12 protein-coding genes are annotated in these 13,619 nt (G+C 45.1%); 6 read left to right on the top strand and 6 right to left on the bottom strand.

What is annotated here, in order from left to right; all coding sequences use genetic code 11:
• Positions 1-109: 109 nt before the first annotated feature.
• Positions 110-949, top strand: a complete 840-nt coding sequence (locus tag OCV19_RS21240; RefSeq protein WP_065675287.1) for a helix-turn-helix domain-containing protein — start codon at positions 110-112, stop codon at positions 947-949.
• 19 nt (positions 950-968) lie between these two features.
• Here OCV19_RS21240 and OCV19_RS21235 read toward each other — a convergent pair whose 3' ends face one another.
• Both OCV19_RS21235 and OCV19_RS21230 read right to left on the bottom strand, forming a co-directional pair.
• On the bottom strand, positions 969-1,742 hold the full coding sequence (locus OCV19_RS21235) for a PTS sugar transporter subunit IIA (protein ID WP_017061657.1): 774 nt from the start codon (positions 1,740-1,742) through the stop codon (positions 969-971).
• Between the two features lie 7 nt (positions 1,743-1,749).
• Positions 1,750-2,052: a PTS fructose transporter subunit IIB gene (locus OCV19_RS21230; RefSeq protein WP_017069788.1), complete on the bottom strand. Its 303-nt coding sequence runs from the start codon at positions 2,050-2,052 to the stop codon at positions 1,750-1,752.
• Positions 2,053-2,390: 338 nt separating this feature from the next.
• On the opposite strand from OCV19_RS21230, the gene OCV19_RS21225 reads away from it, so the two are divergent.
• Positions 2,391-4,256: a fructose-specific PTS transporter subunit EIIC gene (locus tag OCV19_RS21225; protein WP_065675286.1), complete on the top strand. Its 1,866-nt coding sequence runs from the start codon at positions 2,391-2,393 to the stop codon at positions 4,254-4,256.
• 119 nt (positions 4,257-4,375) lie between these two features.
• Here OCV19_RS21225 and OCV19_RS21220 read toward each other — a convergent pair whose 3' ends face one another.
• Both OCV19_RS21220 and OCV19_RS21215 read right to left on the bottom strand, forming a co-directional pair.
• The gene (locus tag OCV19_RS21220) at positions 4,376-4,960 is read right to left on the bottom strand and encodes a TetR/AcrR family transcriptional regulator (protein WP_016790791.1); all 585 of its coding nucleotides are present in this window, start codon (positions 4,958-4,960) and stop codon (positions 4,376-4,378) included.
• Positions 4,961-5,098: 138 nt separating this feature from the next.
• Positions 5,099-5,272: a hypothetical protein gene (locus OCV19_RS21215; protein WP_086738286.1), complete on the bottom strand. Its 174-nt coding sequence runs from the start codon at positions 5,270-5,272 to the stop codon at positions 5,099-5,101.
• Positions 5,273-5,667: 395 nt separating this feature from the next.
• Here OCV19_RS21215 and OCV19_RS21210 point away from each other — a divergent pair, with 395 nt between their 5' ends.
• Positions 5,668-7,647 carry a methyl-accepting chemotaxis protein gene (locus OCV19_RS21210; protein ID WP_065675285.1) on the top strand — a complete coding sequence of 660 codons (1,980 nt, stop codon included), beginning with the start codon at positions 5,668-5,670 and terminating at the stop codon, positions 7,645-7,647.
• A gap of 121 nt (positions 7,648-7,768) precedes the next feature.
• On the opposite strand, the gene OCV19_RS21205 is transcribed toward OCV19_RS21210, so the two are convergent.
• A complete protein-coding gene (locus tag OCV19_RS21205) occupies positions 7,769-8,932 on the bottom strand; it encodes an amino acid permease (protein ID WP_017061663.1) in 1,164 nt (387 codons plus the stop codon).
• 490 nt (positions 8,933-9,422) lie between these two features.
• Between OCV19_RS21205 and OCV19_RS21200 the strand changes: the two genes are divergently transcribed.
• The 3 genes from OCV19_RS21200 (at position 9,423) to OCV19_RS21190 (ending at position 12,013) form a co-directional block, all read left to right on the top strand.
• Positions 9,423-10,658 (top strand): MerR family transcriptional regulator, encoded by a 1,236-nt coding sequence (locus OCV19_RS21200; RefSeq protein ID WP_065675284.1) that lies wholly within the window; start codon positions 9,423-9,425, stop codon positions 10,656-10,658.
• Positions 10,659-11,228 carry a GNAT family N-acetyltransferase gene (locus OCV19_RS21195; protein ID WP_065675283.1) on the top strand — a complete coding sequence of 190 codons (570 nt, stop codon included), beginning with the start codon at positions 10,659-10,661 and terminating at the stop codon, positions 11,226-11,228. It abuts the gene before it with no gap.
• A gap of 236 nt (positions 11,229-11,464) precedes the next feature.
• On the top strand, positions 11,465-12,013 hold the full coding sequence (locus tag OCV19_RS21190; RefSeq protein WP_065675282.1) for a carboxymuconolactone decarboxylase family protein: 549 nt from the start codon (positions 11,465-11,467) through the stop codon (positions 12,011-12,013).
• A 114-nt stretch (positions 12,014-12,127) separates the two neighbouring features.
• On the opposite strand, the gene OCV19_RS21185 is transcribed toward OCV19_RS21190, so the two are convergent.
• Positions 12,128-13,555 carry an aminotransferase-like domain-containing protein gene (locus OCV19_RS21185; protein WP_065675281.1) on the bottom strand — a complete coding sequence of 476 codons (1,428 nt, stop codon included), beginning with the start codon at positions 13,553-13,555 and terminating at the stop codon, positions 12,128-12,130.
• Positions 13,556-13,619: the final 64 nt, after the last annotated feature.

Raw genomic sequence — 13,619 nt, 5'->3', positions numbered from 1 at the left:
GATTTTTGTAACCTAGATCTCAAATTGTGATTTTGCTCAATAGCGCTATGTTTCAGTTACAGGTATATCTATTCCGGTAGCCTTATTGCTGCTTATAAGAGTTCGAATAATGATATTTCATGACTTAATCTCGTCGGTGTTAAATGAGCGAGAACCGTTTCATAACATCTGGTTTTCTGGAGATTTTCATACACCTTCAGCGTGCAGTTATCAGGTGAACTTTCCGCGCTTAGAGCTGGTGCTAGAAGGAGAGTATATTAATGAAATGGAGAGTCATGATCGCAAGATCACTAACGTTATTGCCAAAGCCGGAGACGCTATTTTCATCCCACCCAACTGCTGGAATAAACCTAACTGGGATACTGACTGCTCAGTGTTGAGTATGTTGTTTGGTCGTCGTCAGCTGGGTTTAAGTTTGGTGAGTAAGCGCAAAGGCGAGGAGAGCTTTTACGATATTCAAAAGCACAGTATTCAGACTCGCTCTGGGTTTGCGATTGATAACATCTTGGAGGCGCTCAGCTCGCTAGCGAGAGAGAGTAACAAGCAGCCTATGGACGAGTTATTGCTGCAAGCTCTGCTGCAATACAGTAAAACCATGCTGGAAGCGCCCGTAGAAAAAACTCACAGCCGAGTGCAGGATGTGTATCAAGGGATCTGTATCTACATTCAAGAGAACTTCCATCGCCAAATCACCCGAGACAGCATTGCCTCACGCTTTAGCATTTCATCCAATCATTTGTCGCGAATGTTCCGTCAACAAGGCCACATGACGCTGGCAGAATACATCACCCGTGTTCGAGTCGACCGCGCTAAGTTCATGCTCAAAAAGTACAACTTCAAGCTCAATGAAGTGGCACTACGTTGCGGCTTTAAGGATGTGAACTACTTCTGTCGCGTGTTTAAGAATCGCACAGGAAGAACGCCGACCGAATATCGTGGTTCAATCTAGCCCCAAGTTATTTGAAGAACTAAATCAGGCGTGACGAGATATACATCAACAGAGCTTGTAGGTCGACACTGCTTCGGGTCTTTTGCAGACGCTCATTGACCTGATCGTGAAGCAGGTTTCTGGTTAGGTTGGTCGCCGCCACAATGTGTTCACGCTGTGGCTTGGTTGGCAGAACAAGAGCAATGGCTACATGCACTTCGCCGATACGTGATGCCCAGTCAATCGGGTCGTCACTGACGATAACCGCAATCGAGAGATCTTGAGTCGATTCAAACATCACATGCGGCAGTGCAATACCCGGTGACACGCAGGTTGAAGAGCGTTCTTCTCGCTTAATAAATGCCAGAATCAGTTCATCTGGGTCCTCTGGGTAAACAAGGTGAGCGAGCCCTTTCAAGCACTCAAATTTGGTCAGTTGAGTTTGCGCCTTGGCGTGGTGCCACTTGATGTCACAAGGTGGGCATATCTGTGGCATTCGCTGGATTAAATCGCTAGAGAATTCATGGTTCACTTGTGAGCCAACCATGTCGTAATGCTCGGCAATTACATCTTTGAGAACGAAACAGGCCAGCTCTGCATCAATACCGACCGCGGTTATCTGACACAAATCACCACGAAGTAAACCTACTTGCAGCATCGCGACGGATTTGGATAGATCAGCGGTTCGATTTTGAGTGATGTTGATAATGCGGATGTTGCTTTTGAACTTCTTCGCTAAGCGAGTCAGCGGCTGCGCGACATGTGAGTTTGCGGCAGGATCGTTAACGAAGAAGGTAATCTGATATTCATTCATGAAAAGTTTAAGTTCGACAATGCTTAATAAAGACTTTATCGACACTCAACAACACTTCTTCCATTGGAATGAATAAGGTTTTAGCTGGGTCGAAGCGGCTTGGCTGTTCAATGTCGATATCAGAGACGATCAACACTTTGTCTGCGAGGGTAATATCTTGGGCTGTCAGTAAGTTTTCTATACCCATAGCGCCTTGCGTCTCAACCTTGATTGAAACGTTGAACTTAGGGGCTGTTTTATTTAGAGCATCAGCTGCCATATAAGTATGCGCAATGCCTGTAGGGCACGCAGTTACCGCTACAATTCTCATTATTATTCTCGGCTTAATCTCGTCCCTGTTACGTTACATAAGCTACCTTTCAGAAGCTACTTTGCAAAAGCTATCTTGCATGGGAAATCCAGCATAGAAAGCTCGCAAGGGGAGGGACGATATTGTTATGGGGTCTGTGGATTTTATGGATTGGCGTTTTTTATTCCAAGGTGAAAGTCACACTCTGAGTTCTTGGTTACAATAATCCAGTTAATGCACCTTTCGTCCTATATATTGAGTGCCTTCACACCGTTAATCTTTTCATCTTATTAACCTTATCACTTTGGTTAACAGACACTAATTACTTCAGTCTGAAATCAGGCGAGGCAGAGCAGCATATGGATATCACCAACATTATCGAGCCCGAGATTATCTGTTTGGATTTACAAGCAGACTCAAAACAGGCGGTATTTGAAGAGCTTGTTGAACTGCTCGACCGTGCCGGTAAGCTCTCTAATAAACGTGAATTCCTTGATGATATCTGGAAGCGTGAAGCCATCGGTAATACAGGTTTTGACGATGGTATTGCGATTCCACACGCGAAAAGTACTGCCGTAGCTAAACCTGCTGTCGCTGTAGGTATCAGCAGGTCTGGTATCGATTATGGTGCAGACGGCGGCGAACTGTCGGACGTGTTCTTCATGCTCGCTTCACCAGACAACCACGACGACCACCATATCGAGGTACTAGCTCAGATTTCGACCAGACTTATCGAAGATGGCTTTGTTACAAAATTAAAGGCAGTGGAGTCCGTCGGGGAAGCTCAAGAGCTGTTTCTCGAAGCCAATTTTGAACCTTTCGATAGTTACGCCTCTAGCCATCATGAAGTGTATGTCGAGCCACTCAGCCCTTGGGCACAATCTCTTAATCGCCTTAAAGAACACTTGTTATACGGCACCTCACATATGATTCCTTTCGTGGTTGCAGGTGGTGTGCTTTTGTCTTTGTCGGTGATGATGTCTGGTCATGGCGCAGTACCTGAAAGTGGTGTGTTAGCAGACATCGCACAGATGGGCATCGCGGGCTTAACTCTGTTTACTGCGGTGCTCGGTGGCTACATCGCGTATTCAATGGCCGACAAACCGGGTTTAGCACCCGGCATGATTGGTTCTTGGGTCGCGGTCAATCAATACAATACCGGATTCCTCGGTGCGATTGTGGTCGGCTTCTTCGCGGGCTTTGTGGTTAATCTACTCAAGAAGATCAAGCTGCCAGACAGCATGATCTCGCTGAGCTCGATCTTCATCTATCCATTAGTCGGCACCTTCGTGACCTGTGGTGCGGTGATGTGGGTGATTGGCTCACCGATAGCTCAAGTGATGCTAGAGATGAACCAAATGCTGACTGGCATGGCAGGCTCAGGAAAAATGGTGCTCGGCAGTATTTTAGGTGCGATGACGGCTTTTGATATGGGCGGCCCAATCAACAAGGTTGCTACGTTGTTTGCTCAAACTCAAGTGAACACCCAGCCTTGGTTGATGGGAGGCGTCGGCATTGCGATTTGTACACCACCACTCGGCATGGCTCTCGCGACTTTTATATCGCCGAAGAAGTTTAAACGCGACGAACGCGAAGCCGGAAAAGCCGCAGGCATCATGGGAATGATCGGCATCAGTGAAGGTGCGATTCCATTTGCTGCCGCCGACCCTGCACGTGTACTGCCTGCTGTCGTGGCTGGTGGTATTGTCGGTAACGTAGTTGGCTTTATGTTCCATGTGGTAAATCATGCACCATGGGGTGGCTGGATTGTTTTGCCTGTGGTTGACGGAAAAATTGGCTACATCATTGGCACATTCGCAGGGGCGCTCACCACGGCTTTTATCGTGATACTGCTGAAAAAGAATGTGGTCGAAGGCGAGACGAGTTCCAACCAGTTTGCTGGTGGTTCGGTGACGGAAGAAGGGCAAGCTGATGTACTCGCAATCACTTCTTGTCCATCTGGTGTTGCCCACACTTTCCTAGCTGCCAAGTCTCTGGAAAAGGCGGCGCATCATCTTGGGGTTCGGATTAAAGTCGAAACACAAGGTGCTAACGGGATTGGTAATCGCATCACACCAAAAGACATTGAAAGGGCGAGGTTGGTGATTTTCGCTCACGATGTGGCGATTAAAGAAGTCGAGCGCTTTACGAACGTGAAAACGCTAGATGTCAGCACCAAAGAGGCGATGCTCAATGCGCAGGCGCTGATCATGAGAAAGGTGTAATCCTTAAACTACAAAGTTAATCATCTATAAAGTTAACTGGATCAAAACTAAAAAGACTCCGCTCTAGCCTTTGGCTAACCGTGGAGTCTTTTTGTATGGCTTCTAAATAAGCTCAGCTTTTAGAAAGGATGATACTTAAATACGTCTTCAACCATTGAGTTAAGTAAATCGATGTCGTCACAGGTTTTCGCGTAGGTACGCAGGCCTGCGATCTGAACTTGAACATGTCGAGCAAGTTGAGTCGGTTCTCGCTCTTTACTGATCTCACCTAGCTCTTGAGCTTCGGCAATCAGCTTAGCGAACTCACCTTCCATGATCTTCAGTGATTTCTTCGCTTCTTCCAATAATTCTGCATGTTCATCAGTCAGTTCTGCGACTGTTTTCGCTAGCATACACATGCCATTTGGCGAACTTTGTTTTGATTCGACCACCGCACGTTTTACGAAGCTTTCGAGTGCTTTGATCGGAGAATCTGTTTCGCTGCGGAAACGGTTCAGATTGAGGATGCCAAGTTCGGTATAGCGAGCAAGCGTCTCTTTAAACAGACCTTCTTTGCTGCCAAACGTCGCGTAGATGCTACCCGGACGCATATCAATCACATCTTGCAGGTTACGCATAGATGTCGCGTGAAAGCCCTTTTCCCAATACAGGTTCGTTGCTTTATCTACTACGTCTTGTCTATCGAACTTCGCGGTCTTGGCCATAACATCAACTTCATTAATCTGAACATATGTTCAATATTTTATGCTGAACGCCCGTTCTAGTAAAGGTGTGTTTGCCTGCTTTGCACAGGCTTAGAACATAAAAGATTTAATAAAACGTCTCGATCATCAGGAAATCTCTTAATCATCAATAACTCCTACGGTCTTGTGCTGAGCGCCGTAGTAGGTGCCTTCATCGATGGTGTACATCAATGTTGCTTCGCACTCTGGACAATCGAATTCTTCATTGGGTTCGATTGCTGCTTCTTCTACCCATTCCCATCCAATGTGTTCTTCGCAAGCGGGACAGTCCATAAAAACCTCTAATTATGCTTCTACGTTAATTGAATTCGTAACTTTTTGAGCCCGGCATTATACATAGTTGGCGCTGAATATGTAGCGACGAATAAGGGGACAAAGGGTGAGCATGTACCTCTTTAGGGTTATTAAAAGCTGTCATTTTTCAGTCACTTGCGTCGGGAAAATGTTGTTGCACATTTTTTGTGTTTTATAAAGTTGCATAGCTAACAGTTTTATAGACAAGTCAATGAGTTCAGTAAAGTTAAATGCTAGCGTTATTGATTACCGTCCGTTATGGCACGGTAATTGATAAAACTAAATATTATTATGATCTCAGTAAAGGTACACCGTTTTAGAAGTGTGTCTAATTACACGACAAATAAAGATTCGTTAGCCGCTAGGAAATAAAAATGAAATTAACCGATATGTCTTTTAAGCAAAAAATCATCGCTTTGCTTATTTTACCGATCTTAGGGTTTCTCTGGCTCAGTGTTTCTGCGATATCCAAAGGCGTAGAAACCACCAGTGAATTGTCTTCATTAAACCAACTTACCCGTTTGTCGGTTGTGTACAGTGAACTTGTGCATGAGTTACAAAAAGAGCGTGGAATGACGGCTGGGTTTATCGGCTCACAGGGCACTAAGTTTGTCAGTGAACTACGTGCACAAAGAGCCAGTGCAGATAATAGACGTAATCTGAAAACCGAATACTGGCAATCTGCTGAAATCGATTTACCGCAGATCACTCGGCTGAACACTGAAATAAGCCAAAGCCTAAATCAAATTACTTCTATTCGAAATCGAGTCGATTCTCAATCGATTCCTCTGTCTGAAGCTTTGGGTTACTACACCAAACTCAATGCAAAACTGCTGAGCGTATCGGCGTTAATTGCTGAGCTTAGCTCTGATGCTGCCATCACCACTGAAACCATCGCTTACTACAACTTTTTACAAGGTAAAGAGCGAGCAGGTATCGAGCGTGCTGTCCTAAATAATACCTTCTCTAAAAATGAATTTGGCCCAGGCATGTTGGTTAAATTCATCTCTTTGGTGACAGAGCAAAATACCTACTTTTCGAATTTTGAAGTGTTGAGCAACCCAGCGAACGTTCGTTTCTTTGAGCAACAATTAAACGATCGCTCTATAGCAGAAGTAGAAAAACTTCGTAGTTTGGCTGAATCTAAGATGAGTGGCTTTGATGTCGACCCTGTGTACTGGTTCTCTCAATCTACCGCTCGTATTGTTCAGCTAAAGAAAACAGAAAACCACCTTGCTGAGTCACTGATTGCATTGACTGAGAAAAAGATGTCACAGGCGCAGTCTGCGATGATGATGAGTATTAGTCTATTTGCTTTGATTACGTTATTTGCGACTTTTGTGAGCTTTAAAGCGATCAGCGACCTAACGATGAGAGTAAAAGACCTTACAGTGATGTTGTCTAAGGTTCGTAATGACAACGACTTAACAGTTCGCGCTAAGTTCGTTGGCAACAGTGAGCTTGGACTGATCTCTTCGGCACTCAACGAAACCTTAGAGAAGTTTTCGAATGTCATCGATAACTTGTCTCAATCGAGTTTGACCTTGGCTTCTGCCGCTGAAGAAACCTCACAAACCTGTCACTACAATTCGAACACGCTAGTGCAACAACAAGACCAAATTGGCTTGGTTGCAACGGCGACAGAAGAGCTATCGGCTACGGTAAATGAGGTGGCGGCTAAAACTCAGCAGACAGCAAGTTCCGCTAAACTGGTCGATGAGCAGTCTCAAGAAGGTTTGAGCACAGTCCAAGACTCTTACCACTCGATCGAGAAACTGGCATCTGAAATTAATGATCTAGCTGAAAAGATCACGCACCTACACGAAAGCAGCAACAACATTAACAGTGTGATTGATGTGATTAAGTCGGTAGCAGAACAAACCAACTTACTTGCGTTGAACGCGGCAATTGAAGCGGCTCGTGCGGGTGAGCAAGGCCGTGGTTTCGCCGTCGTCGCCGATGAAGTTCGCACGCTAGCACAGCGTACTCAGCAATCGACAGCTGAAATTGAAGGTTTCATCAGCTCGCTACAGTCTGATGTGCAAACCGCGTTTAATGTGATTGATAACAGCAAGAAGATGTCGTCTAAAGCGGTTGAGGATTCAAAAGAGGTGGAGCACACCTTACAAGGTATCTCAGCATCGGTAAGCGAGATCTTTAGCATGACTGAGCAGATCGCAACCGCAACCGAAGAGCAAGCGGTAGTGACTCAAGACATCGCTCAGAACGTGATGGCAGTAGAGCAGAAGTCGACAGAATCTACGACAGGTGCAACGCAAATAGCTGCAACAGCCAAAGAACAAGCTCAGTTAGCAGCTTCATTGAAAGATATTGCGAGTACGTTTAAGAGCTAACTAGCAAGCACTCCAATAAGAAATAAAATGCCCGTTAGTCTCTACTTTTAATAGCAGGACTAACGGGCTATTTGTATCTGCTGTCTTCTAAATGGCAACAGATCGTCCATTCAATTGGGATCTACCCCATAAACCAAGACACGAAAATCAACGCACCAAAGCCGAATGTTGCCATTAGTGCCGTGTCGCCGCCGGCTGCTGTGTAGCTGCCTTCAGTTTGCAGGTGAGGGAAGTCAGGTCTACGAACCTTAACCACCATTGCGAGTGGGCCCCAGATAGCTAGGAACACTAGCACCATGCCTGCATAGTCCAGCATGCTTACAAATTGGCTCGCGAATAGCTCTGCTAATACCAAAGGTAAGATGAAGGTCAGCGCATAAGCCAACGCTTTGTTGTTGGTCACCGCGTCTTTGTTTTGGTCGTAAAGCGCCATCGATACGCCGAGGAAAGAAGTCACCAAGGCTAAAGCAGAGAACAGCGCAATCACCACTTTCAACCAAGCAGATTGGCCGCTGAATGCAGAGATCAACTCAGAGATATTGTGGAACTGGCTGATCGCGTCTGTGCCAAGGTTGCCGATAATCGCGAATAACCAAGTTAGGTAGCAAATTAATGGAATCACTGAGCCTAGCAGAATCATATTGCGGATCTGCTTTTGAGTTGCTTCACGGTTGTAGATAACCAGTGACGGGATCACCACCATAGAGGCAAAGCTAGTAAAGATAACTGCGCTGTATTGCACCACGTCGTTGGCCGTGTATTGGCTGGTTTGAGTTAGGTAATCAAGGCGAATGTTGCTAAACAAGGATGCAATAACGATAAACAACATCACGACCATCAAGATGAATAGCCCGCGATTCAGTTTGTCGATATAAGACTTGCCTGAGACGACGATAGCGCCCATCAATAGGCTGAAAATGGTATACGCAACGGATGCTGATACATCGACACCCACATCGAGCAGTAGCTTATGAATGATGTCACCGACACCCAAGATATAAGCGATCAACATGCATACTAGCAGCAGGTAAAAGAGTGCATTGATAAAGTGTTTACCTTTGCTACCCAGAGTGAGGTAAGCAACACTGCTCATGCCACTGTTGTCTTTGGTTTTAGTACACGCTTCTGCCAGTAGGAGTGCAGAGTAAGTGGTGCCGATAAAGATAAGTAGCATCAGCACAGAGCTGATCATGAAGCCAAATTGAGCCAACACCATTGGGATAGCTAACATGCCAGCCCCTAATGCCGTTCCCGAAAGGATTAGGGAACTGCCGAATAATTTCATATTCAAGAAAAACAACCTCAAGCGATCCAATTAATTTTTGTTTGGATTGTAAATAATTGTTTCCAAGACTAACAAAATACTCAGTAAAGTTAGGGGTTAATTTATAATAAATTTTGAATTTCTCTAAAAAATTTAAGCAGGGATTTATGGTGGATATGAGTGGTTGATTTAAACATTCACTCGGTGAGTTTATTTATCGTTTAGTTAACGTTCGTCCATTATTGAATGATTTAGAAATTGGCAAAATTCGGTTAAAAAGAAGTATGTTTATTAGCTAATTGTTTTCAATTCATCAAGTTTAATACCTCTCCTTTCCTGAATCCCGTTCAGGCAATGTCGATGACTAACCGTTCTATGGGTAAAAGACACGCTCAGATCGCTTGAACAATTTGAAGGTAAATAGGTAAAGAACGAGAAAAGTGTCGAAAATTCTGTTGACCCGACTACAACTTCATAGTTTATCTTTACTACTGAAATGAGGGAGAAGTGGATGTATCGCATATCTGAATTAGCGGAGCTCGTTGGCCTGAGCCGTTCAACGCTTTTGTACTATGGAAAGTTGGGTTTGATTGAAGCTCAACGTACCAGCAATGGTTATCGAAGTTATTCCGAACGCGACTTGCAGCGTGTGAGATTGTTGCAGCAGTTACAAGCGGGTGGACTGACGTTGAAAGAGTGTCAGGCGTGTTTGGATGCCAAGGTTGACCGCTCCTTGTTACAAAACCGACTCGAACAATTGGATGAAGAGATCGCTCAGAAACAGCGTTCGAGAGATCTTTTATCGGCCCTGTTAGGCGAGAGTGGTTTGCAAGATTGGCATGAATCGATGGACAAGGTGGCGCCTGATGCGCATCTCGATTGGCTCATTAAGCAAGGCTTTGATGAGAAGCAAGCACTGCGACTGAAATGGCTTTCAAAAGATATGAACGATCATGACCATTACATGGCGGATTTTGAGGTGATCTTTGAGGGTTTGCAGCGTTTAGGACCAGGAACAACGGAAGATACTTTAGAGGCGCTGGCACAAGTTCCAGTTTCTCCCAAACATGTGCTTGAGATCGGTTGTGGTAAAGGCATTGCCACCTCTGTGTTAGCGAAAGCCTTAGTAGAACATCAAGTGGATGTGCAAATAACGGCGGTAGATAATGATCAACCGTGTTTAGATGTTCTGACTCAGCAAGCACAGGCTCTTGGCTTAAAAAGCAACGTCCAAACCGTGTGCGCGAGCATGATGGATCTGCCGTTTGAAGCTAAGTCGTTTGACCTAATTTGGTCGGAAGGCAGCGCTTACATCATGGGTGTTGAAAAGGCGCTAAAGCAGTGGCGAAATTTACTCAGTGATGACGGCATATTGGTCGTTAATGATTTGGTGTGGAATACCGAACAACCTAACGAATCGAGCAAAGCGTTCTGGCAGAAAGAGTACCCAGACATGACGACGGTTTCCGAGCGTATTAAACAGGCAAAAGCAGCGGGTTATGAAGTTTTGGATCACTTTGCAATGAGTGACGCTGGTTGGCTTGCGTATTACCAGCCCTTTCAAAAGCGAATAGAAGCGCTTAAAGCAACGATGCTGAACTCAAAAGCGCTCGTCGATTGCGACAATGAAGTTAAACAATTTTTCGATAGCAGCACATCAAAGAACGGTTTGGGTCAACAGCCTTCTAAAGTTTCTGATCAACGTGATTTTGATTATCAGTTCTTTGTGCTTAAGAAGTTAAAGTAAGTGAGTAACAGCATGAAATTTAGGCAATATAATTCAAACGAAATCGAAACGATCACTCAAGTTTTCACTCAAACCTTTACGGATTCAGAAGGCGAGAACGAAGGTAAAACAGTGGGTAAACTTGCCTACGATCTTTTAACGACTACAGCTCCGACAGAGCTACTTTGCTTTGTTGCTGAAGACGATTCTAGTGAGTCGGATACGGATAGCACTATTGTGGGCGCGATTATCTTTACGCCGCTTTCATTTGATGATGAAACCAAGGCATATTTGCTTTCGCCAGTGGCGGTGAGCACTCAGGTGCAAAAGCGTGGTATTGGTCAGCAACTGATTAACTTCGGTTTGCAGGTTCTGACTGAACAAGGTGTTGAGCTTGCAGTGACGTACGGTGATCCTGATTACTATTCAAAAGTGGGCTTTGGGAAAATTACCGTTGAGCAGCTCCCAGCGCCCTTTGAATTGAGTTTCTCTCACGGTTGGTTAGCTCAATCGTTGACTGGTGGTGAAATTAAAGTAACAAGTGGCAAGTCGAACTGCGTTAAAGGCTTGGCCCACGCAGAATATTGGTAGCCGCTTGCAAAAAAATTGAGAAAAAGAGAAAGCCCATCAGGTGTTGCCTGCTGGGCTTTCTTGTTATGAACAAAGACATTCTTCTGGCTTCAATGTATAAATTGAACAACTGTTCAAAATGGTACTTGAACGATCGTTCTTGTTTGATCTATATTGTTTTTACACCAACGGAGAACATTCATTAATTACTCCGTGATTGAATAACTTTAGAACCGTAAATTGATAGGGATAGAGCAATGAGCAACTTCAAAATTCACTCAGTAGAATCCGCGCCAGAGCAAAGCCAACCTATTCTTGAAGGCGCTAAAAAGCAGATGGACAGAGTGCCGGGCTTGTTTGGTGTGTTGGCTGAATCTCCAAACACACTTAAGGCTTACACTCAGCTTCATCAAGCGTTTAGTGACTCATCTTTCGATGCTGAAGAGCTAACGGTTGTTTGGCAAACCATTAACGTTGAACACGAGTGTCACTACTGTGTTCCTGCACACACTGGCATTGCACATTCAATGAAGGTTGATCCTGCAATCATCGAAGCACTGCGTAATCGCAAGGCTCTACCCACTGAAAAGCTGCAAGCACTGCATGACTTTACGCTGAGCATGGTGCGTAACCGCGGCAATGTACCTGAAAGTGAAATGTCAGCATTCTTCGACGCGGGCTACGGTCAGCAACAAGTGTTAGAAGTGATTCTTGGCCTGTCTCAGAAAGTGATCAGCAACTACGTAAACCACGTTGCTAAAACGCCCGTAGACAAAGTATTTGAACAGTTCGCTTGGCAAGGTTAATCGCATTTAACTAACCATCGTATTTAAGCAATTCAAGATATGAGAATTATGAAAGCCCCGCTCAGTTGAGTGGGGCTTTGTTGTTTGGCCTGAATGGAGAATTAAAAAGGTAATCTAACGTACGTGCCTAGCGATTATCTTCGCTAGTGTTACAACCCCTTCTTTCCACTCTTTGGTCTCTTCAATGTTGGCGACAGTGAAGCGCAGACAGTGTTTATATTGGTCGTTGGTGCCAAATACTGTTCCGGGTAAGATCCCGAGTTTATGCTTCAAACAATCTTGATAGACCGCGTAGCTATCGACCGATTCAGGCAGTGTTATCCAGTTTAAAAAAGAGCCTTCCGGTTTTGATAGGTGGTATTGCCCTACAAGGTGCGGGTGGCTATCTAGTGCTTGTATTAACAGGCTTTGAAATTGCTTTTGATTGGTTTGGTAGAGCCGCTTCATCTTAGACAAATGGCTGCGATATTTACCGGTAGTGAGAAATTGACCCACCGCGGATTGCATCAGGTTTGAGCTGCCCATGTTGTCGCATAAAAGGTACTTTTCGACCAAAGGTTGGTAGCGCCCCGATAGTAACCAACCGATTCGCAAGCGTGAGTCTAATGTTTTAGACAGTGAGTTGACGTAGATGACTCTATCTTGGTCATCAAGCTCTTTGAGGCTAGCGATTGGTGTGTCGAATGCCAAGCTACCGAACACATCGTCTTCGATAATTGGTAAAGATCCGGTAATCTCCAGTAACGCTTTTCGATTCGCCAATGGCATTCTTGAGCCGGTTGGGTTAGTAAAGTTTGGCGTTAGTAGTAAGGTTTTCACTTCCCATTTGTCCAACGCACTCTGTAGCGAAGGAATGTCGATTCCGTGGCTAACACTGCTCGGGATTTCAAGGGCTTGCAAGCCAAGCGATTCAAGTAATAGTAGATTACCGAAATAACAGGGCGACTCTACCGCCACGATGTCGCCGGGCTTGGTGAGCGCACGTAGTGCCAAACTGATCGCCTGTTGAGCACCATGAGTAATCGCAATCTCTTTCGATCCCGCAGGTACACCAAGATCATCGGTGATCTTTAACAATTGCTTTACTAATTGCTCGTCGCCGGGGGGGAGTTGGTAATAACCGGGAAGCTGAGTTTGCAAACGGCTATGGCGGCCAATCTCGGCATATAAGCTACGAATCGCAGGATTGTTGATGTTCGGATGCGCGGAGCCTGCCAACAGTTTCAGACGACCTTTTGGACGAGAGAGTACCGATTTAGTGACAGACAACAGATCGACTTTTTGAGGTTGGCTTGATGCATCCCAACTGGTGGTATTCGGCGCTTTCACGCGATAGCCAGATTTAGGTACAGAATAAACCCAGCCTGTGGCTTCCAGTTCTTGGTAGGCGCGAATAACGGTATTTTTGCTCACACCAAGCTGTTCGCTTAATTGACGGATTGAGGGAAGGCGATCGTCTGGATGAAAAAGTCCTTTATCGATCTGAGCCTTAATATGTTGTTCGGTAGCAAGGTATTTATTGCCGCTGAGTTCTGCTTCCACGTTTTTCTCCCCCGTTGCTCACTCTCAATCTGTAACCATTAAAAGTGTTATATCTGTATCTTTA

Origin of the sequence: Vibrio celticus (assembly GCF_024347335.1) — a bacterium.
Lineage (GTDB): Bacteria > Pseudomonadota > Gammaproteobacteria > Enterobacterales > Vibrionaceae > Vibrio > Vibrio celticus.
This window is presented reverse-complemented; position numbering and strand designations above follow the sequence as displayed.